Annotated in this window: 20 protein-coding genes; 17 read left to right on the top strand and 3 right to left on the bottom strand. The window is 72.2% G+C overall.

What is annotated here, in order from left to right; translation table 11 throughout:
• Positions 1–63 precede the first annotated feature (63 nt).
• From MQE23_RS25735 to MQE23_RS25690, 10 genes are all read left to right on the top strand, one after another.
• Complete coding sequence (locus MQE23_RS25735) at positions 64–1,692, top strand: MFS transporter (protein WP_037673622.1); 1,629 nt, start codon at positions 64–66, stop codon at positions 1,690–1,692.
• Positions 1,693–1,710: 18 nt separating this feature from the next.
• Positions 1,711–2,247 (top strand): hypothetical protein, encoded by a 537-nt coding sequence (locus tag MQE23_RS25730; protein ID WP_020276993.1) that lies wholly within the window; start codon positions 1,711–1,713, stop codon positions 2,245–2,247.
• A 189-nt stretch (positions 2,248–2,436) separates the two neighbouring features.
• A complete protein-coding gene (locus MQE23_RS25725; protein ID WP_020276994.1) occupies positions 2,437–2,634 on the top strand; it encodes a hypothetical protein in 198 nt (65 codons plus the stop codon).
• A 350-nt stretch (positions 2,635–2,984) separates the two neighbouring features.
• Positions 2,985–3,644, top strand: a complete 660-nt coding sequence (locus MQE23_RS25720; RefSeq protein WP_243380414.1) for a DUF308 domain-containing protein — start codon at positions 2,985–2,987, stop codon at positions 3,642–3,644.
• A gap of 131 nt (positions 3,645–3,775) precedes the next feature.
• The gene (locus MQE23_RS25715; RefSeq protein WP_020276996.1) at positions 3,776–5,125 is read left to right on the top strand and encodes a hypothetical protein; all 1,350 of its coding nucleotides are present in this window, start codon (positions 3,776–3,778) and stop codon (positions 5,123–5,125) included.
• A 3-nt stretch (positions 5,126–5,128) separates the two neighbouring features.
• Positions 5,129–5,992 (top strand): YhjD/YihY/BrkB family envelope integrity protein, encoded by an 864-nt coding sequence (locus tag MQE23_RS25710; RefSeq protein ID WP_243380413.1) that lies wholly within the window; start codon positions 5,129–5,131, stop codon positions 5,990–5,992.
• 145 nt (positions 5,993–6,137) lie between these two features.
• Positions 6,138–6,605 carry an SHOCT domain-containing protein gene (locus tag MQE23_RS25705; protein ID WP_243380412.1) on the top strand — a complete coding sequence of 156 codons (468 nt, stop codon included), beginning with the start codon at positions 6,138–6,140 and terminating at the stop codon, positions 6,603–6,605.
• 30 nt (positions 6,606–6,635) lie between these two features.
• Positions 6,636–7,124 carry a hypothetical protein gene (locus MQE23_RS25700; protein WP_020276999.1) on the top strand — a complete coding sequence of 163 codons (489 nt, stop codon included), beginning with the start codon at positions 6,636–6,638 and terminating at the stop codon, positions 7,122–7,124.
• Positions 7,125–7,262: 138 nt separating this feature from the next.
• Positions 7,263–8,531, top strand: coding sequence for a diacylglycerol kinase family protein (locus MQE23_RS25695; RefSeq protein WP_243382756.1), 1,269 nt, complete (start codon positions 7,263–7,265; stop codon positions 8,529–8,531).
• 490 nt (positions 8,532–9,021) lie between these two features.
• Entirely contained in the window at positions 9,022–9,402 is a 381-nt protein-coding gene (locus MQE23_RS25690) for a hypothetical protein (protein ID WP_243380411.1), read from the top strand.
• Between the two features lie 16 nt (positions 9,403–9,418).
• On the opposite strand, the gene MQE23_RS25685 is transcribed toward MQE23_RS25690, so the two are convergent.
• Positions 9,419–10,333 carry a helix-turn-helix domain-containing protein gene (locus MQE23_RS25685; protein WP_020277002.1) on the bottom strand — a complete coding sequence of 305 codons (915 nt, stop codon included), beginning with the start codon at positions 10,331–10,333 and terminating at the stop codon, positions 9,419–9,421.
• A gap of 244 nt (positions 10,334–10,577) precedes the next feature.
• On the opposite strand from MQE23_RS25685, the gene MQE23_RS25680 reads away from it, so the two are divergent.
• Positions 10,578–12,056: an MFS transporter gene (locus MQE23_RS25680; RefSeq protein WP_243380410.1), complete on the top strand. Its 1,479-nt coding sequence runs from the start codon at positions 10,578–10,580 to the stop codon at positions 12,054–12,056.
• Positions 12,057–12,079: 23 nt separating this feature from the next.
• Here the strand turns inward: MQE23_RS25680 and MQE23_RS25675 are convergent, their stop codons facing one another.
• Positions 12,080–12,799: a TetR/AcrR family transcriptional regulator C-terminal domain-containing protein gene (locus MQE23_RS25675; protein WP_243380409.1), complete on the bottom strand. Its 720-nt coding sequence runs from the start codon at positions 12,797–12,799 to the stop codon at positions 12,080–12,082.
• 81 nt (positions 12,800–12,880) lie between these two features.
• Between MQE23_RS25675 and MQE23_RS25670 the strand changes: the two genes are divergently transcribed.
• A complete protein-coding gene (locus MQE23_RS25670; protein ID WP_243380408.1) occupies positions 12,881–14,575 on the top strand; it encodes a CocE/NonD family hydrolase in 1,695 nt (564 codons plus the stop codon).
• Positions 14,576–14,589: 14 nt separating this feature from the next.
• On the opposite strand, the gene MQE23_RS25665 is transcribed toward MQE23_RS25670, so the two are convergent.
• Positions 14,590–15,744: an amidohydrolase gene (locus MQE23_RS25665; RefSeq protein ID WP_243382753.1), complete on the bottom strand. Its 1,155-nt coding sequence runs from the start codon at positions 15,742–15,744 to the stop codon at positions 14,590–14,592.
• Positions 15,745–16,636: 892 nt separating this feature from the next.
• Here MQE23_RS25665 and MQE23_RS25660 point away from each other — a divergent pair.
• The 5 genes from MQE23_RS25660 to MQE23_RS25640 all read left to right on the top strand — a co-directional run bounded on the left by MQE23_RS25660 (position 16,637) and on the right by MQE23_RS25640 (position 20,151).
• A complete protein-coding gene (locus MQE23_RS25660; RefSeq protein ID WP_020277009.1) occupies positions 16,637–17,311 on the top strand; it encodes a glycoside hydrolase family 11 protein in 675 nt (224 codons plus the stop codon).
• Between the two features lie 2 nt (positions 17,312–17,313).
• Entirely contained in the window at positions 17,314–18,021 is a 708-nt protein-coding gene (locus MQE23_RS25655) for a polysaccharide deacetylase family protein (protein ID WP_243380407.1), read from the top strand.
• Between the two features lie 89 nt (positions 18,022–18,110).
• On the top strand, positions 18,111–18,671 hold the full coding sequence (locus MQE23_RS25650; RefSeq protein WP_243380406.1) for a DUF6461 domain-containing protein: 561 nt from the start codon (positions 18,111–18,113) through the stop codon (positions 18,669–18,671).
• Positions 18,668–19,243 (top strand): hypothetical protein, encoded by a 576-nt coding sequence (locus MQE23_RS25645; RefSeq protein WP_020277012.1) that lies wholly within the window; start codon positions 18,668–18,670, stop codon positions 19,241–19,243. The genes MQE23_RS25650 and MQE23_RS25645 overlap by 4 nt, the downstream gene beginning before the upstream one ends.
• Positions 19,244–19,338: 95 nt before the next feature.
• Positions 19,339–20,151 carry an SAM-dependent methyltransferase gene (locus MQE23_RS25640; RefSeq protein ID WP_243380405.1) on the top strand — a complete coding sequence of 271 codons (813 nt, stop codon included), beginning with the start codon at positions 19,339–19,341 and terminating at the stop codon, positions 20,149–20,151.

The raw sequence follows: 20,151 nt of genomic DNA, 5'->3' as shown, positions 1-20,151 counted from the left end.
TGTGCAGGGCCACTGACCCGCTGACTCCGCCGACGTACCGGCCGACCTGGCGAGGTGGACAGCGTGAAGCACTGGCGGGCCCTGATCGTCCTCGGTACGGCCCAGTTCCTCATGGTCCTGGACACCTCGGTCATGAACGTGTCCATCAGTCAGCTGGTCGAGGACTTCGACACGGAGGTCACCGCCATCCAGGCCGTCATCACGCTGTACGCGCTGGTCATGGCGGCTTTCATGATCATCGGCGGCAGGTTCGGGGACATCCTGGGGCGTCGCCGTATGTTTTTCCTGGGGTTGGTCGTCTACGGCGTGGGGTCGGCCCTGACCGCCGCGGCACCCACGCTGGGGGTCCTCACGCTGGGCTGGTCCGTCATCGAGGGGCTGGGAGCCGCCATGGTGCTGCCGGCCATGGCCGCCCTGGTCGCCGAGTCGTATCGCGGGAAGGACCGGGCCATCGCCTACGCGGTCATCGGCGGGCTCGCCGGCGCCGGGATCGCGGTCGGTCCGCTGCTGGGCGGCTGGGTGACGACGTACCTGACCTGGCGGCTGGTCTTCGCCGGCGAGGTCGTGGTCGTCGTGGCCGTCCTGCTGTGCCGCCGGGTGATCGCGGAGTCCCCCCGGACCGGCCCGCGCCCCCGGCTGGACGGCGTCGGTGCCGTGCTCTCGGCGGCCGGGCTGGGACTGGGTGTGCTCGGCGTGCTGCAGAGCAGTACCTGGGGATGGGTGCAGCCCCGCAACCCACCCTTCACCGTCTTCGGCTTCGCCCCGACGCTGTTCGTCGTCGGCATGGGGGTGGCCGTCCTGGCCGTCTTCCGGTGGTGGGAGCGGCGGCGGGAGCACCGGCGGACCGACCCGCTCGTGCACCTGTCCCTGCTGGGCAGGCCCGTGCTGCGGTCCGGCCTGATGACGCTGCTGAGCCAGAACCTCATCCTGCTGGGGCTGTTCTTCACCATCCCGCTGTACTTGCAGGTGGTTCAGGGGTTCGACGCCTTCGAGACGGGGCTGCGCCTGCTCCCGGTGTCCGCCACCATGCTCGTGACCTCCCTGTGCGGGTCCTCGCTGGGTCGGGTGATGGGGCCGCGCCGGGTGGTCCGGCTGGCCCTGGTGACCCTGACGGCGGCCATCGTGTGGCTGCTGGCCACCATCGACCCGGTGATCGACGACGCGCAGTTCGCCGGAGCCATGGCCCTGCTGGGCGTGGGTGTCGGCCTGCTCGCCTCGCAACTGGGCAACGTCGTCCAGTCCAGCGTCGGGGAGGAGGAACGCAGTGAGGCCGGAGGGCTCCAGTTCACGGCACAGAATCTGGGCTCGGCGCTGGGCACCGCGCTCATCGGGTCGATCCTCATCGGTGCGCTGGCCCACGCCTTCACCACGCACGTGGACGACAACCCGCGGCTGTCCGAGGAGACCCGCCAGCAGGTCGGCGTCTCCCTCGAGGCCGGAGTCACCTTCGTCCCCACCGATCAGGTGCGCTCGGCGGCCGAGCGTGCCGGGCTGCCGCCGTCCGAGGTCGAGGCCGTCGCGGACTCCTACGCCTCCGCGCAGCTGAACGGCCTGAAGGCGGCGATCCTGGCCACCGGCGGCATCGCCCTCGCCAGTTTCCTGGTCACTCCACACCTGCCGACCGGCCGGGACGGCCGTCCGCGGGCCCCGGACGCCGATGCTCCGGCCGGAGTGACCGGATCGCAGCACTGAGTCCGGAGGGAGTCACCGGTGTTCAGGAGCCGGACCAGGACCGGCTCGGCCACGGCCCGCGGGGAGCGCCGTGCCGAGCGGCGGGTCTACACGGACTACACGGGCGGCGTCTACGGATCCATGCTCGCGGCCTCCGTGGTGATCGGCGCGGGCTCCCTCGGCTCGCTCCCCCGCACCGAGTTGGTGTTGCTGCTGTTGCTCACCTCAATCGTGTTCTGGATCGCCCATGTGCATGCCCAGCTGTTCGGGGCGCGTCTGGCGCAGCGGACTCCGGACCGCCGGGTGGTGGTGCTGCAGGTGTGCCGTGAAGAGTGGCCGATCGTCCAGGCCGCGGTCCCGCCGGCCGCCGCGGTGGCCGTCAGCCCGCTCCTGGGCCTGGACGTGCGGGGAACTCTCTGGCTGGCCCTCTCCGTCGCCGTGGCCGGGCAGATCGGCTGGTCCGTGGCCGCGGCACGCCGCGCCGGTGCGTCTCGGCGGCTGCTGGCCGCCACCGCGTCGGTCAACCTGGTGCTCGGCCTGCTGATCATCTCCTTCAAGATCATTCTGACGCATTGAGAACGCGTTGGTCCGTGCGGTCCGAGCGGTCCGTGGGGTCCGTGAGGTCCGTGAGGTCCGTCAGCGGGCCACGGGTCACCTGTACCGGGTGAGGCCCGAAGCAGCGCGGAAGTACACGATCGTAGGCAGGGACGCGCCCCCTGTCCCAGGCAGTCCACCTGTCCCAGGCAGTCCACGGGAGGACAGCTCGTGCGCTACGAGATCCGAGTCGAGGGACACCTGTCGGAAACGCTGGCCAAAGCCTTCCCGGAGCTGGGCCACGTGGTGATGTCCGGCCAGACCGTCCTGTTCGGCCCCGTCGTGGACGAAGCACACCTGTACGGGCTGCTGGCGCGCTGCCAGTCACTGGGACTGCGTGTCCTGGAGATGCGGCAGCTACCCGAGTGACGGGACCGGGCGGTGTGCGGTGCAGGGCGAACTCGGTGAGCGCGCGGTCGAAGCGGTCGCTGCGGCCCAGGCAGGGGACCGGGTGCAGGCCGGGACCGGGTGCGGTCCAGGACCGGGTGCGGGTCACTCATCCCGTGGCTCTTCGTCGGTCCGGTCGGAAGGCCGACGGGACGGGCGCCGAGGTTCCCGCCTCATCGCCGCGGTGGCGCGCCGGTCACCCGTGGTGGGTGACCCCGGCACCGGGTGACCGGCGTGATCCTGGAGCGGTCAGGTCCCCGCACCGCACACCGCTCCCGCACACCGCCCCGTCAGCGGTCCGGAAACGACGCTCGATCACGCGAGGAGGAGCCATGACCATGCCGCGTGGTCCGGCATCGCCTGCCGGACAGGGAAACGAGCCCGACGGGGCGGCCCCCGGTCCGCTGGGCGATCCCGCGCAGGCACTGGGGCGGCTCGGCCGTTCATGGACCTGGCTCCTGGGCTCGGCCGTCGCGACGATGGTGCTGGGCGTCCTGGTACTGGTCTGGCCGGAGGCGACGCTGCACGTCCTGGCGGTCCTCGTCGGCCTGCACCTGCTGGTGGGCGGGGCGTTCCGGTTCGTGGACGTCTTCGCCCGGGCGGGGCACGAACGGCTCCCGGGGCTGCTCCTGGCCGTGCTGTACGTGCTCGCCGGGGTGCTGTGCCTGCGGAACCCGCTGCAGACGATCAACGCGCTCTCACTGATCGTCGGGGTCGTCTGGCTGGTGTCCGGCATCCTCACCCTCTACACGGCCCTCGCCGCCGAGGACCTGCCGCACCGTGGCGTCGTCCTGGGCGCCGCGGTGCTCGGCATCGTCGCGGGGATCGTGGTGCTCGCGCTGCCGGCCGAGTCGGCCCGCGCCCTGACCCGGCTGCTCGGCCTGTGGCTCGTCCTGCTCGGCCTGGGCGAGGCGGTGGTCGCCCTCGCATGGCGGGCCGCTCTCCGAAAAACGCACCCGACGGGGCCGCCGACCTCCGCCGAGACGGCCTGACACCGCACCCGTCGCTCCGGCGGGCGCGGCCGGCACACCGGACCTGCGGTCGCCTCGCCCCGCCGTCGTCCCGAGCGGCCACCGTCACGGCCGGATCGGCGGACAAGGAGGGGAGCAGGAAGGGAGCATCCATGAACCCGGCCGCGACCCCGGATACGCCGGACTCCGGCGGAGCCTCGCACCAGAAACACGTCATGACCGCCGAGGAACGAGCGGAATACGAGCGACTGCGCCGTCATGCGGCGGTGCGCCACCGGCGGGTACGCCGGGCCGGCTCCTCAATCCTCCTCCTGCTGGCCCTGCTGCTCGCGCCCCTGGCCGTGGTCGCGGCCTGGGTGCAGGACACGGTCTCCGACACCGACCGGTACGTGGAGACCGTCGCACCGCTGGCGTCCGAGCCGCCCGTGCAGGAGGTCGTGATCAACCGGCTCACGGACCGCGTGGTGGCCAACGTGGACGTCAAGGCGGTGACGGACTCGCTCAGCAAGGCCCTCCAGGACGCCGGGGCACCACCCCGCGTCGTGCAGGGGGCCGAGTCCCTCGAGAGTCCGTTGCGCGAAGCGGTCAGGACCGTCGTGGACCGCAACGTGACCCGCGTGATCACCAGCGACGTCTTCCAGCAGGTGTGGGAGGGCGCCAACCGGCGGTCGCACGCCGCGGTGGTGAACATGCTCACGGGTGCCAGGGAGGGTGCCGTGCGCGCCGAGGGCGACACCGTCCGACTGGACGTGGGAGCGGTCGTCGACGAGGTACGGGAGCGGCTCGTCGACGCGGGCTTCGACAAGGCGGCCGCCATCCCGGACACCGACCGGACGATCACGCTGTTCCAGACCGAGGAACTGGGCAAGGCGCAGGACACGATGCGGCTGCTGGACATCCTCGGCACCTGGCTGCCCGTCCTGACCGTCGTGCTCGCCGCGCTCGCCGTGTGGACCGCTCCGGCACACCGGGTGATGCTGATGGTCACCGCGACGGGTGTCGGCGTGATGATGGTGGTGCTGCTCGTCGCGCTGGCCGTGGTCCGACGGGTCTATCTGGACTCGGTCCCGCCCACGGCGCTCCCCACCGACGCGGCCGCGGCGATCTACGACATGTTCCTCCGGTTCCTGCGCGACAGCACGCGCACACTGCTGATCGTCTCGGTGATCACAGTGCTGGTCGCGTACCTGTACGGTCCCGGACGTCCCGCCCGTGCCGTCCGCAGGGCGGCGGACAGGGGCACGACGGCCGCCGGCCGGGGGCTGCGCCGCGCCGGTGTGCGCACCGGGTCCACCGGACACTGGCTGGCGGACCACCGAGCATGGATCACCGGTGGTGTCATCGCGGCCGGAGCACTGGCTCTGGTGCTCTGGAACCACCCCTCGGTCGGAGCGGTGGCGCTCGTTGTGGGCATCGCCCTGGCCGTCCTGATCGTGCTGGCGGTCCTCGCGGCCGCCGCGGGCCCGGCCGCCGGGCACGAGGACCGAGCGGCGGCCTCGTGAGCCATGCCGAGGAAACCCGGCCCCGCCCCGGCCTCCCCCAGGCACACGGCGGTGGACCGGGTCCTGGCGAGCCTGCGGTCCGGTCCGGTGGCCCGGCTGCTTCCCCGCCTGTCGGCGCTCAACGTCGTGGAGGGCTCCGTCAGGCTGGCCGCGCAAGCCTTCATCACCGCGCTCCCGCTCCTGATGACCGTCGCGGCGTTCGCACCCGGAGGGGTGCAGGACCTGCTGACCGACTCCCTCCGTGCGGTTCTGGGGGTGCGCGGTGACACGCTGGACGAGGTACGCCGTGCCTTCACCGCCACCGGCACACCACGGGACGCCGCCGGAGCCGTGGGCGTGGTGGTGACTCTCGTGTCCGCCACGGCCTTCAGCCGGGCGCTTCAGGCGGTCTGCGAGCGGTGCTGGCACCTGCCCCGGACACCGGTGCGGGCCGCGGTCTGGCGCTGGCTGCTCTGGCTGCTCGTCTGGCTGGGCGTCCTCCTGGTCCAGGCACCGTTGCGCAGCGGGTTCGGCGGCGGGGTGGTGCTCGGAGGGGCGCTGTCGGTGCTGTCGGCGACGCTGCTGTGGTGGTGGACCCAGCATCTGCTGCTGGGCGGCAGGATCGGCTGGCGGAACCTGCTGCCGGGAGCGCTGCTGGCGGGCACGGGCACGGTCGTGCTCAGCTGGGCCGCCGGTCTGTTCATGCCCACGGTCATGGAGCGCAGCCTGCAGGAGTTCGGTCCGCTGGGGCCCGTCTTCACGTTCCTGTCCTGGTTGATCGCCGTGTTCCTGGTGGCCGTCTCGGGCCTCGTCCTCGGCCAGTACATCGCCTCCTCCGACTGGTACCGGACAGCCTCCGTCCACCGCCGTACGCGGGCCGAACCCTGATCCTGCCGCACAGGAGCGCATCCGTCGGGTGCCGGGCCGCCCGCAGGCTCACCCGCGTCGGGTGAGGCCATCCGGCCCCGGCGGTGCCCACGCTGGAGACAGCACGCAACGGCGGCCGGGCGAGCGCCGGGAACGGAGAAGAGACATGAGCGCACAGACGTACCTGGCCTACGACTATCCCTTGCTGAGCGTCTTCTGGAGCATGCTCCTGTTCTTCCTGTGGATCATGTGGTTCGTCCTGCTCTTCCGCATCGTCTTCGACATCTTCCGCGACGACGAGCTGAGCGGGTGGGCGAAGACCGGCTGGCTGGTGTTCACCGTCCTGCTGCCCTTCCTGGGCGTCTTCGTCTACGTGATCGCCCGCGGCAAGAACATGGGCCGCCGGGAGACAGCGCAGGCCCGGGCACAGCAGGACGCCTTCGACGCCCGCATCAGGGAGGCCGCAGGCGGCACGGGCCGGCCCAGCAGCGCCGACGAACTCAGCAAGCTGTCCGAGATCCGCGCCCGCGGCGACATCACGGACGAGGAGTTCCGCAGGGCGAAGGAACTGGTCCTGACCGGCCACGGCCCGGCGGAGCACGCGGGCTCCACCACTCGCAACCCCGGTCGCTGAGCATCCGCACACCACGAATCGAGGCACAAGATGACCGCGACAGACACCCGACCGGAGCACAGGGCGAAGCAGGAATGGGCAAGCGGTCTGACGGCCTTCGCGGCCGTGATGCTCTTCCTCGTCGGCCTGCTCGACATCTTCCGGGGCATCATGGCCATCGCCGAGGACGACATCTTCGTCACGACGCGCAACTACGTGTTCGAGTGGGACCTGACCGGTTGGGGCTGGATGCACCTCGCTCTGGGCGCGGTCGCCGTGATCGTCAGCATCGGGCTGCTCCAGACCGCGACCTGGGCGCGCGTCGCCGGCGTGGCCATCGCCGGACTCGTCATCCTCGCCAACTTCCTCTCCCTGCCGTACTACCCGGTGTGGTCGGTCGTGATGATCGCGCTCTCCGGCTTCATCATCTGGGCCGTGTGCGTGGTTCCGCGCGGCAACCTCTTCGACCTGTCCGAGGAGCGTCCGATGTCCGAGGAGCGCCCGCCGCGCAGGACCTCGTATCCGCACGGGCCCACCTGAGCGCACAGCGGTCAGGGTGTGCGGCGGAAGGAAAAGGGCCGACAGGTGGGACCACACGGCGCCGGGAACGCGAGAGGACCGGGCGAGGCAGGGACCGCGAGGGTACGCGAGGCCAGTGCGGGACGGGCTCGCCTCGCCGTGCTCGCCCTGCTGGGCAGCATCCTGGTGCCGCTCCTCGCCGCCGGTCTGCGGAGCGTGCTGTGGGCGCTGGCCGGCATCGCCGGACTGGCGCTCGCCGCCGTCGGTGTGTGGTGGACCCTGGCGCACACCGGTGCGCTCCGTGCCCTCGGGGCGGCCCTGTCGGTGACCGCGCCGGTCGCTGTCCTCGCCCTGTATGCCTCGTTCGGCATGCTGGGGCCGGCCTTGCTGTCCCTGGGCCTGTGGCTGCTGGCCGCCACGGCGGCGCGTACGGCCCTGGCACCTGGTCACACCACCTCCGAACAGGCTGTCGTCGAGCCGCCCCACGCCCCCTGGGTCCTTGTGAATCCGCGCTCCGGCGGCGGCAAGGCGGGCCGTTTCGACCTGGTGGAGAAGGCCCGTGCGGCAGGCTGCCGGGTCGCCCTGCTCGACGCGGGCCAGGATGTCGCCGGCCTGGCCCGGCAGGCCGTCGCCGAGGGAGCCGACCTGCTGGCGGTGGCGGGTGGCGACGGTACCCAGGCACTGGTGGCCGAGGTCGCCTCGCGCCACGACCTGCCGTTCGTGGTGATTCCCGCCGGCACGCGCAACCACTTCGCCCTCGACCTCGGCCTCGACCGTGACGATCCGGCGGCGGCCCTGCAGGCCCTGTCCGACAGCGTCGAACTCCGTGCCGACCTCGGGTACGCCGCAGACCGGGTCTTCGTCAACAACGCCTCCTTCGGAACGTACGCGTCCGTCGTCACCGACCCCGCGTACCGGAACGCCAAAGCCCGCACGACCCTGCGAACCCTCCCGGGCCTCCTCACCGGCGAGGACGCGCCCAGGCTGCGGACGCGGGCCGACCGGACGTACGTCGACGGACTGCAGGCGCTGCTCGTCAGCAACAATCCCTACGGGCGTGCCGTCGACGCGGCCCGTCCGGGGCGCAGGAAGCGACTGGACTCGGGGCTCCTCGGTGTGGTGTGCGTGCGGGTCGGCAACACCGCCCAGGCGGCGCGCATGGTGCGCGGTCCGCGCTCCGGGGGACTCATCCGGCTGAACGCCGGGGTAGTCGTCGTCGAAGCCGACACGGACACCCTCCCGGTCGGCATCGACGGAGAACACGTCGTACTGCCGTCACCCGTCGTGTGCCGCAGTGCGCCCGGGGCACTGCGGATCCGCGTGCCGCGCCGTCGACCCGGTACGCCTCGGGCGGGCGGGGCGGCGGCCGACTGGCCGCGCGTGGCACGCCTGGCGCTGGGCCGCCGGAACCGCCCTTTTGGCCAATAAATCGCCATCGAGTAACGAGTGAAGTCACGCGCTCCTCCTGGGCCTCCCTCGCCTTCTGGAAGGGGCGGACTCTGGCAGCGCTCGGCGATCGTGCGGCAGCGATCGCCGCGCTGCGCCTGTCCGTGGAGTACTGCCCGGCGACCGCGTACCTTTCCCGGGCGCTCGCCCACGCGGAGATCGCTCGGCTGCTCCTCGGCGGCGGCCGGCTGGACGAGTCCTTGCGGCATGTCACCGGTTCCTCGACGACCACCTCCACCTGCGGTCCGGCCGGGCCGACCGGATCCTGGCCGAACTGCGCGGAAGTCTGCGGGTCCACGCGGCCCACCCTCCGGTCAGGGCCGGCCGCGCACAACACGTTCAACACGCAAGAGAGCCGAGGCCCGCTTCATGGCCTTCCCGGCCGTGAAGCGAGGTCGACGAGGTCGAGCGGCGGTCCGTCGACTGGATCGACCGGCTCGGCTTCTGCCGCACACCGGCCGAGCGCGCGTGGGTGCTCGGCAGCAACAGCGCCGCCCGCGCGGCAGAGGACGCCGTCGCCCTGCGCGACCGGGTGCTCCGCCGCTTCCTCGTCCTGCGCGAGCGCGTCCTGCCCCGGGCGAGCGGCGAACTGCGCCGCTACCTCACCGACCTCGGGCACGGCATCCGCGGCAACATCGAGTGGGGCCTGCGCGTACCGCGCTACCTCAGCCTCGGCAGCGCCACCGCGGGCCCGGGCGAAGTGACCCCGCCCGAACACATCCCCTGGTCCGACCATCCGCTGGACACCAGCGACGAACCGCCACCACTGCCGTCCATCACCTGGTGGTGGGACGACCTCCCGCTCCGCCTCGCACGAGGGCGGACACGGCGACAGCTGCGGCTTTCAACGTGAGGTGGCGGGTTGCCGGTCAGCCGGTCGAGGCGTGGGCCCGGGAAGGGGTGGCGGACGGCTGCGTGGGGGTCGGGCCCGGGTGCGTGGTCGTGGGGTCCAGGCTGAGCATGGCCGTCTCGTCCGGGGTGCCGGGGGCTGCCTGGTAGACCACCATGCGCTGGCCGCCCGTCCGGGCCAGTCGCATGACCTCGTAGGTCAGGGTCATCGGGCCGGCCTTCGGATGCCGGAAGCACTTCTGCCCGCCGCCGCGTTCGCAGACGTCGTACCGTTCCCAGAGCTGCGCGAACTTCGCCGACTTCAGCATCAGTTCGCCGACGAGCGTGGTCAGCTCGGGATCGTCCGGGTCGGCCCCGGCGACCGCCCGCAGGTGCGCCACCGAAGAGGCGACGGTTTCCTCCCACGGCTCGTAGAGCGTCCGGCCGACCGGGTGCAGGAAGAGGTAGCGGGTGAGGTTGCGCTGGTCCTCCGGCCAGTCCCAGAGTCCGGGCATCAGCCGTCGGCCGGGCGGGTTCGCGGCCAGGACGCGGTTGTAGCGGCTCACCACGTAGGCGGGCAGCGGGCGCACCGACTCCAGCATCCGCAGGACCGAGTCGCGGACGGTGTGGTTCGAGCAGGCCGGCAGTTCGGAGGGCCGGCCGGAGGCCAGTTCCGCGAGCTCGTGCAGGCGTTCGTAACCGTCGCCACGCAGCCGCAGGGCGCGGCCGAGGGCGTCCACGACGGCGGGGGAAGGGTTGGTCTCCCGGCCGCGCTCCAGGCGGATGTAGTAGTCGACGCTCACTCCGGCCAGCGCGGCCAGTTCCTCACGGCGCAGTCCGGGAGTGCGGCGCAGGCCCGCGCCGGCCGGGAGACCGACGTCCTCCGGGCGTACCTGCGCCCTGCGGGCCTTCAGGTATCGGCCGAGCTCCGTGCCCCTCGTGTCCGCTGCTGCCATCCGGCCATTGTCGCAGGCGGTCAAGGAGCGTGGGGGGCCGTGTCAGGGCCTGGAACGCCGCACCCCGGGTACAGCGCGGTCTGCCGGGCGGCCGCGTGCGGGAGGAGAGTTGAGCTGCCGGAGCGGGCGGCCCGTCCGCCGGGGCCCAGGGGGTGCGCGACACCGGTCCGCGGCCTCGGAGAACGGGCCGCGGCCGCCCGCCCGGTCGTCACTGCTCAGCCGTCACCTGCACCAGGAGTTCACCATGCCGGCCACGCCCGCCCCGTCCCCGTCCACCGCCGCCGGCCCCGGGCAGGGCTCGGAGCCGTCGGTGCCCGGGCGGCGGCGACTGCGGTCGGGCCGGGCCCGGCCGTCCGCGCCGCCTGGCGAGGGCCCCGCCGTGCCTCGGCGGGGCCGCGTCGCGCTGGTCGCTTCGCTGCTCGGCTTCACCGTGATCACCATCGACGTCTCGGCCGTGAACATCGCGCTGCCCGCGATCCGGGACTCCCTCAGCGGCGGGATGGCCGGGCTTCAGTGGGTGGTCGACGCGTACACCCTGATGTTCGCGGCCCTGATGCTCTCCGCGGGCGCCCTCGCCGACCGCATCGGCGCCCGCCGCGCCTACGCGTGGGGCGTCGCCTTGTTCACCCTCGCCTCGCTCGCCTGCGCGCTCGCACCCGGCATCGGCGTGCTGGTCGGTGCGCGCGTGGCGCAGGGCGCCGCCGCCGCGATCGTGATGCCGGCCTCGCTGGCGCTGATCCGGCAGGCCTACGACGACACCCGGGCGCGTGCCCGCGCCATCGCGCTGTGGACGGTCGGCGGCTCGGTGGCGATGGCCGCGGGTCCGGTACTGGGCGGGCTGCTCACCGACTCGGCCGGCTGGCGGGCGGTCTTCCTGCTCAACCTCCCGGTGGGCGCGGTCATCCTGGGCCTGCTGGTCCGGGTGCCGCGCTCCCCGCGCCGGCCCGCCGCACTGGACGGCGGCGGCCAGCTCACCGCCGTACTGGCGCTGGCCGGGCTGGCCTTCGCGGTGATCGAGGGCGGCCACCTCGGCTGGACCAGCGGCCCCGTGCTGACCGCCGCCGCGCTCGCCCTCGTCTCCGGGTACGCCTTCTACGTGGTGGAGGCCCGGCACCGCCAGCCGATGGTCCCGCTGGGCATGCTGGGGGACCGCCGGGTGGCCGTCCCGCTCGCGGTCGGTTTCGCCGTCAACGCCGCCTTCTACGGCGGGATCTTCCTGCTCGGGCTGTACTACCAGCAGCTGCGCGGGATGTCGGCGATCGCGGCCGGGCTGATGTTCGTCCCGATGTCGGCGGTGGTGACGGCGACCAACCTGGTGTCGCCGCGGATGGCGGAGCGGATCGGGCGGCGGCCGGTGATCGTCACCGGGCAGCTGGTCTTCACCGGAGCGATGCTGGCCATGCTGCCGCTGGCCGCGCACACCCCGGTGTGGCTGGTGCTCGTCCTGCTGCTGCCGTTGAGCATCGGCGGGGCGCTCGCGGTGCCCGCGCTGACCGCGCTGCTGATGGACGCCGTCCCGCAGGAGCGCGCGGGGACCGCTTCCGGGCTGCTCAACTCCCTTCGCCAGACCGGCGGTGCGCTTGCCGTCGCTCTCTTCGGCAGTCTGCTCGCCGGCCCCGGCGGGGACTTCTCCCTCCCGGGCATGCGCATCGGTCTGCTTGCCGTCGCCGCCCTCCTCCTCGCCACCGCCGCCCTCTCCCGCCTTCTCCTGCCCCGCGGCTGACCCCCGTCTCCTGCGGAGCGGGGTCAGTCGGTGGCGAGGCCGTCGATCAGGCGGTTGAGGAAGCGGGTGAAAGTGGCTTCGGGGGTCACGGCGAGTGCGGGGGCCGCGAGGGCTTCGGCGAGTTCCGGGTGGTGGCCGTCCGCGGCGACGGTGGCGAGGTAGCGGGCTTCGGCCGCTGCCCGGTCAGGGGACTCGGCGGCTGCCGCCTGAGTGATCTCGTAGGTGACGTGTCCGGCGACGAACGCGGTGAGCTGGGCGAAGACCTCCAGCTTCGCCGCGCCGTCCAGGCCGGTGGGGCGCAGGGCGGCGAGGGCGTGTTCCAGGAACGCCAGGGTGTTGGGGCCGGGGCTGCGGCGGGTGGAGAGAGCGGTGGGCAGCCAGGGGTGGCGGAGCATGAGGTCGCGCTGGCGGTGGCCGATGGTCTTCAGGTCGGCGCGCCAGTCGCCGGTGAGAGGAGCCGACGCGGGCAGCTCGCCGCTGACGTGGTCGACCATCAGCTCCAGCAGCGTCTCCTTGTCGGAGGCGTAGCTGTAGAGCGACATGGCTCCGGCTCCGACCTGTGCGGCGACCCGCCGTATGGTGACCGCTTCCAGCCCTTCCGCGTCGGCCAGGGCCACGGCGGCCGCCGTGATCGCCTCGCGGCTGAAGCCCGGCCTGCGGCCCCTGCGGGGCTGCTCGGGGCTCAGCCACAGCTGTTGAGGGTCGGTCCCCGGGGTTCCGGGTCCACCGCTGTCACGCGTCACCGTCTTCGTCCTCCCGTCCCGTGCATCGCCATCCAAGCATCCTCTATTCTCGTACGACGTACGAGAATAGAGGAGGGACCCATGGCATCACGACGCAGGAAGCCGCCGTTGTCCTCGCGGATGATGAGGGCGATCTGGCGCGGTCTGCCGGACAAGCGGCACGAGGTCGGGTGGGAGCCGGGGCTGGTGGTGCCGGCCGCCGACGGCAGTCCGCTGGTCACGGACCACTACTTCCCCCGGACGGCCGGCGATTTCCCCACCCTCCTGGTGCGTTCGCCGTACGGCAGGGGCCTGCCCTGGTCCCCCATGTACGGCATGCTCTTCGCCGAGCAGGGTTTCCACGTGGTCCTGCAGAGCTGCCGCGGCACCGGCGGCTCGGGCGGCGCGTTCGATCTGTGGCGCAACGAGGCCGCCGACGGCCAGGCCACGGTGTCCTGGCTGCGCCGGCAGCCCTGGTTCGACGGGACGCTGGGGACGATCGGCCCCAGCTACCTCGGATACGTGCAGTGGGCGCTCGCCCTGGACCCGCCGCCGGAGCTGAAGGCCATGGTGGTGCAGGTGGGTCTGCACGACCCGTACGCCCTGTTCTACTCGGACGGTGCCCTCCGGCTGGAGAACGCCCTGCTCGTCGGCCTGGGCATGACGTACCAGCATCAGGGGACCGTGCCGTTCGCCCGGGCCGCGCTGCGCCTCCAGCGCCGTCTGCGCGACATCGTCACCGCGCGGCCGCTGCGCGGGGCGTACGCGTCCGCGCTCGGAGAAGTGCCGTGGCTGGACGACGTGATGACGCACCCGGACGCCGACGACCCGCACTGGGACGGCGCGTCCCTGGCACGGGCTGCCGAGCGCCTGAGCGTCCCGACGAGCCTGATCACCGGACGGTACGACGCCCTGGTCGACCAGACCTTCGAGCAGTACGCCCGGCTGCGACAGGCCGGTTGCGACACCGCCCTGCTCGTCGGCCCCTGGACCCATACCTCCGCCATGCAGCAGGGCTGGCCGGAGGTCTTCGCCGAAAGCCTGGCCTGGCTGCGTGCGCACCTGTGCGGCGAGCCCTCCGGGCTGCGTCCCACGCGGGTGCGCGTGCACCTCGGCGGTGAGGACGTGTGGCGGGACCTCGACGACTGGCCGCCCCTCTCCCCCGCCACCACCTCCTCCACCACCTCATGGGTCCCCACCGCGGACGGGCATCTCGACCGGCGAACCGACGCCGGAGCCACGGGCGGCGCGGGATCCGCGGACGGCCAAGGGCCCTCCCCCCTGGCGTCCCTGCGCTACGACCCCGCCGACCCCACGCCGTCCATCGGCGGCCCTCTGCTCTCCCGCACGGCCGGTCCCCGCGACAACAGCGTCCTGGAGGGCCGAGGAGACGTCCTGACGTTCACCGGCCCACCGCTGGCCGAACCCGTGGACGTCCTCGGTCCGGTCTCCGCGCGGCTGAGCGTTTCCACGGACACCGGGTACGCCGACGTCTTCACCCGCCTGTGCGACGTGGACGCGCGGGGCCGCTCCACCAACGTCTGTGACGGGCTGGCCCGGCTGGAGACGGTGGGGCAGGCGCCCTCGGAGGTCACCGTGCGGATGAGCTCCACCGCCTACCGCTTCCCGGCCGGGCACCGGATCCGCTGGCAGATCAGTGCCGGTGCCCATCCGCGCTACGCCCGCAATCCGGGGACCGGCAAGTCCCCGGTGGACGCCGTCGACTTCACACCGATACGCATGACGCTGCACACCGGCTCCGTGCTGATGCTGCCCCACGGGTCCCGGCCGGCGTGACGTCCTTGAACCCTCTAACGGTGACTCCGCTGCGCGAGCCACCCCGCCATCGCCCGTACCCCGATACCGATGGACCGCTCGTCCGGGGCGAAGTCGGGGAAGTGCGGATAGCTGGTGGTGATCGGGGCGCCGGGGGCACGGACGCCGAGGAAGGTGTAGGTGCCGGGGACGCGGTCCAGGTAGAGGGCGTAGTCCTCGCCGCTGAAGGGCGGGAACGCGGAACGGAGCGTGGCGACCGAGTCACGGCCCAGTGCGCGGCGCAGGTGGCGGGCGAGCACGCGGGCGTCGGGTTCCGGGCAGACCAGGGCCGGGAACGGCTCGGCGGGGAAGTTCACCGTGGCTCCCGCGTACGACGTGGCCAGCCGGCGGATCTCCCCGCGCATCTCCGTGTAGCGCTCCTGCGGCCAACAGCGGTAGGACACGCTCACCTTGGTGTCCTGTGCCGAGGCCCGGAGCGCGACGAAGCGGGCGAACGGGCCGTCGGGCGTCTGGGCGTCGGTGACCATCCGTTCGATGTCCGCGGGCGTCTGCGGGGGTGTCACCGTGGCGAGCGCGCCGATCTCGGCGGCCAGGCGCCGCGCGGCCTCGGGTGCGTCCGGGCCCTGGAGCGTCACCTCCGCCTTGTCCTGGCCCGGCATCCCGTAGCCCCCGGTCACCGCGAACCGGCCGACGGGGAAGGGCCCGCAGTGCAGCGCGTGGATCTCCTCGACGCGGGTGCGCTCCAGCACGCCCGCCTCGATCAGTGCGCGGGCTCCGGACAGGCTCTCCTCGGCGGGCTGGAAGAGGAACACCACCGTGCCGCTCAGGTGCCGCCGCAGCCGCGCCAGGACCTTGGCGACGCCGAGGGCCACCGTCGTGTGGATGTCGTGCCCGCAGAGGTGGGCCGCCGCCTCGCCGCCCCCGACGATGTCCTTGGGCGGCACGGCGTCCATGTCCGCCCGGTACGCGACCGTCCGGCCCGGGCGCGCGCCGTGCAGGACACCGACCACGCCGTGGCCGCCGACCCCGGTGGTGACGGTCAGCCCGGCCGCCCGCAGTTCCCGGGCCACCAGGTCCGCGGTGCGACGCTCCTCCCCCGGCAGCTCGGGGTGCCGGTGGATGTCCCGCCGCAGCTCGATCAATCCGGCCTCCAGGCGCGCCACCTCGGCGTCGACCGCCGCGTTCCCCACCGGTCTCCCCCACCCGTCGGCGACGGCCTTCCCCGCGGCACCCCACACCGTTCCCGCACCGGCTGCCGCCGCCATGCCGGCCAGCAGCGTACGGCGGGCCAGAGCATGCTCCGTAGGACGCTTCACCGTTCCCCCTCGTGATCCGTCAGTTCGTCTTCGTGATCCGTCACGTGGCCGCCCGGCGAGCGGGAAACCCGTGGGTACACGATCACTTCTGACGCGTGCCGCAGCCCATCCGGCGAGCCACCGCTCGCGGGTGGGGACACCCCCCGGGCCCGGCCCCTCACGGGGCAAGAACCAGGACGCATACCCTGCGTTCCAACCGCAGGCGGCGTCAGCCGCGCACGGCCAGGTGGTACGAAGAGCCCCACAGCACCACCGCGCTGCCGCGGCCGTCAGCAGCGCCACCGTCCACCGGTACTGCCACTGGTCGTACAGCCGGGCGAGCGGAAAGAAGTGCAGTCCCACGACGATGGCGACGCCCGCGGGGACGGCCATCGCCGCCGCCGTGAGCACGAGCGCCACCGCCTCGATACCCAGCGGGGCGGCGTCCGTCGCCGAACCGGTCCCGGCGGGAGACGTTCTGTCACTCGCGGAGAGTACGACGCGAGGGACCTGGCCGACTGTGTGATCCGGAAACGATACGAAACATTCGATTACCGGAACCACGCCCTCCGCGTCAGAAGGGCAAGGCGCTCACCAAACCGGCAACCCGCCCAGCCGCCAACTTCCCCCCGAACTGGGCGTATACCGTACGGCCACGCCCCGACAGCCGACGAATATTTCGCAGCTCCCACCGAAACCATTGACAGTTGACAGGGCCCGGCCAACACTCCGGATGACACAGCTCCCCATCGACCGACCCCCACAAGGACGAGGAGGAAGCACCCCCATGAAGAAGTCATCGAGCCGCTTACGGCTGCTCATCAGCAGCGTCTGCACCATGCTGCTGGTCGCGTTCGCCACCATCGCCATGCCGGGCACCGCCCACGCCGACACGGTCGTCACCAGCAACAAGACCGGCACCGACAACGGCTACTTCTACTCCTTCTGGACCGACGCCCCGGGCACGGTCTCCATGACCCTGTCCTCCGGCGGCAAGTACAGCACCTCGTGGCGGAACACCGGCAACTTCGTCGCCGGCAAGGGCTGGAGCAACGGTGCCCGCCGCACCGTGAACTACTCCGGCACGTTCAACCCGTCCGGCAACGCCTACCTGACCCTCTACGGCTGGACGGCGAACCCGCTGGTCGAGTACTACATCGTCGACAACTGGGGCACCTACCGTCCCACGGGCCAGTACAAGGGCACCGTCACCAGCGACGGCGGTACGTACGACATCTACAAGACGACCCGGTACAACGCCCCGTCCGTCGAGGGCGTCCGGACCTTCGACCAGTACTGGAGCGTCCGGCAGTCCAAGAGGACGGGCGGCACCATCACGGCCGGCAACCACTTCGACGCCTGGGCCCGGGCCGGCATGCCCATGGGCAACTTCAAGTACTACATGATCATGGCGACCGAGGGTTACCAGAGCAGCGGCAGCTCCAGCATCACGGTGCGCTGACGATGGGAGCCACGCCACGGTCCGCGTTCCGCGCGCTGCTCACGAGGCTGACCGTCCTCGCGACGGCCGCAGCCGCCACCCTCACGGCCACCACCACGACGGCCGCCACCGCCGCCCCGGCGCGGGCCGCCGCCTGCACCGGATACGTCGGTCTCACCTTCGACGACGGCCCGTCCGGCAACACGACCGGACTGCTCGACGCACTCCGCAGGAACGGGCTACGGGCGACGATGTTCAACCAGGGCCAGTACGCCGCCGCCAACCCGTCCCTGGTCCGGGCGCAGGTGGCCGCCGGCATGTGGATCGGCAACCACAGTTACACCCATCCGCACCTGACCGGACTGAGCCAGGCCCGGATCGACTCCGAGATCTCCCGGACCCAGCAGGCCATCGCCAACGCGGGAGGCGGCACACCGAAACTGTTCCGCCCCCCGTACGGCGAGACCAACGCGACGGTCAAGTCGGTCGCGGCCCGCCACGGCCTGACCCAGATCATCTGGGACGTCGACTCCCAGGACTGGAACGGCGCGAGCACGGAAGCGATCGTCCAGGCGGCCGGCCGCCTCACCGACGGCCGGACCATCCTCCTGCACGACTGGTCTGCCAACACCCTCGCAGCGATCCCCCGCATCGCCCGGGTACTGGCGTCCCGGGGCCTGTGCGCGGGCATGATCTCGCCCCGGACGGGCCGCGCGGTGGCACCCGGCTGAGCGAACGGCGCGATGGCCTCCAGCGCCATCGCGCCTCCCGGGCAGCACCGGACGCCCCGTTGTCAGTGCCCGCTCCTACGATTCGCCGTATGCCTGAATGGATGCATGTGTCCAGCCCGGTCCTGGAATCCGGTTGGCACGACGAGGTGAATCTCGTGTTCGCGCGCGGGATGGAGCCGGCCACGCTTGCCGAGGGATTGCGGCGGCTGCGGCGGGAGCCGTTGGCGAGCGGCGAGGGGGACGGGTGGGCGTGGGCCGTCCACGACATGCTCAACGCCGAGATCGAGGACTTCGACCCCGTGGCCTACGGAGAGATCTCCGCGGGCGCCGAGCTCGTCGTGTTCGTGACCGAGCCGTGCAGCGCGAAGGCGCACGAGCCGCATTTCGCGTACTACCGGGACGGGCGGCTGATCACCTGGTTCAGCTTCGAGGACCTGACGCAGCGGCCGGGGGACAACCCCGACTATCTGTCAGCCGAGTTGCTGGCCGCGAAGCTGATCGGGCCGGACGCCGGGTGCGAGGAGGAGGACGACGGCGGGCACGACTGCTTCGACCACCACTACGAGGACCACAACCGCATCGTCCGGGCGGTCGCCGGCTTCTTCGCTCTTCCCTCGCCGCCGCTGTCGACGGAGGTGACGGACCGGTGACCTGGCTCGCCCCGGACACGTTCCTCACGTTCTGCCGGGGGATTCCCCTGGCCGACCTCACCGGCTTCTTCAGCGAGGCGGACCTGCCGCCCACGGCCTCCGGCACGGCGGACGGCTGGGCCTGGCTGACGCACCACCCGGACACCACCCCGGACGGCGGCGCCGTCCAGCAGCTCGGCCAGTACATCACCGGCTTCCGGTACCAGGACCGCGTGCGCGACCAGCAGCACGTCGACATGGTGTTCCTGGCGTCCACGCCCGCCTGCTCGTGCGACGACCGGTACGCGGTGCCGCACTGCGCCGACCATCCCTACCAGTTCGCCCACAGCCGGGGCGGCTTCGCCGTCTCCCTCTTCAACGTCGGTGCGCGTCGCGAGTCCCGCCGCTTCGGCAGCCAGGCCGACCTGTTCATACGGCAGTTCCTGGAGCAGGGCATCGTCGGGCGCACCACCCGGTACGACACCGACCCGGACTTCAACCCGGACGGCACCCGCACGATCCGCATCATCGCCGAGCACTTCGGGCTGCCCGCCGCACCCCTCGGGACCCGGGTGGCCGAAACTCCACGGTGACCCGGTGGCGGGGCCGGACAACATCCGTATCCCGTCAGGGAGTTCACCTAGGTTGGTGGACCGGTCCCCTTCCCCACCCCCCAGGAGGCCCCGCCATGCCCGACGACAGCCTGCGTGCCCGTATCGACACGTCCAAGCCGCACTCGGCCCGCTTCTGGAACTACTTCGTCGGCGGCAAGGACAACTACGAGGTCGACCGCGAGATCGGCGACCAGATCAAGTCGATCTTCCCGGGCCTGGTCGACGTGGCGGTCACGAGCCGCCGGTTCCTGGGCCGGGCCGTCCGGTACCTGGCCGTCGAGCAGGGTGTGCGGCAGTTCCTGGACGTCGGCACCGGGCTGCCGACCGCCGACAACACGCACGAGGTCGCCCAGCGCGTGGCACCGGACTCCCGGATCGTGTACGTCGACAACGACCCCATCGTGCTGGCCCACGCCAACGCCCTGCTCACCAGCACGCCCGAGGGCAGGACCGCCTATCTGGACGCCGACCTGTACGACCCGGAGACGGTCCTGGAGGCCGCCGCGGGCACGCTCGACCTGTCCCGGCCGGTCGGCCTGATGATCCTCAACACGCTGGGGCATGTCGCCGACTACGAGCAGGCGCGGGAGCTCGTGCGGCGGCTCATGGCCGGGCTGCCGGCCGGCAGCCACCTGGTGATCAGCGACAGCACCGCGACGAGCGAGGGCATGATCGCCGCGTCGGAGGCCTACAACGCGAGCGGGGCCGTGCCGTATCACGTCCGTCCGGTAGCCGAGATCGCCGGGTTCTTCGACGGGCTGGAGCTGGTGGAGCCGGGAGTGGTACGGGTGCCGGAGTGGCGGGCGGAGCCCGCCGAGGGGCCTATCGGTGAGGACACCGCCGGTGTGGACGCGTACTGCGGCGTTGGCCGCAAACCCACGCGATAA

Source organism: Streptomyces sp. HP-A2021 (assembly GCF_022807935.1).
Classification (GTDB): Bacteria; Actinomycetota; Actinomycetes; order Streptomycetales; family Streptomycetaceae; genus Streptomyces; species Streptomyces afghaniensis.
This window is presented reverse-complemented; position numbering and strand designations above follow the sequence as displayed.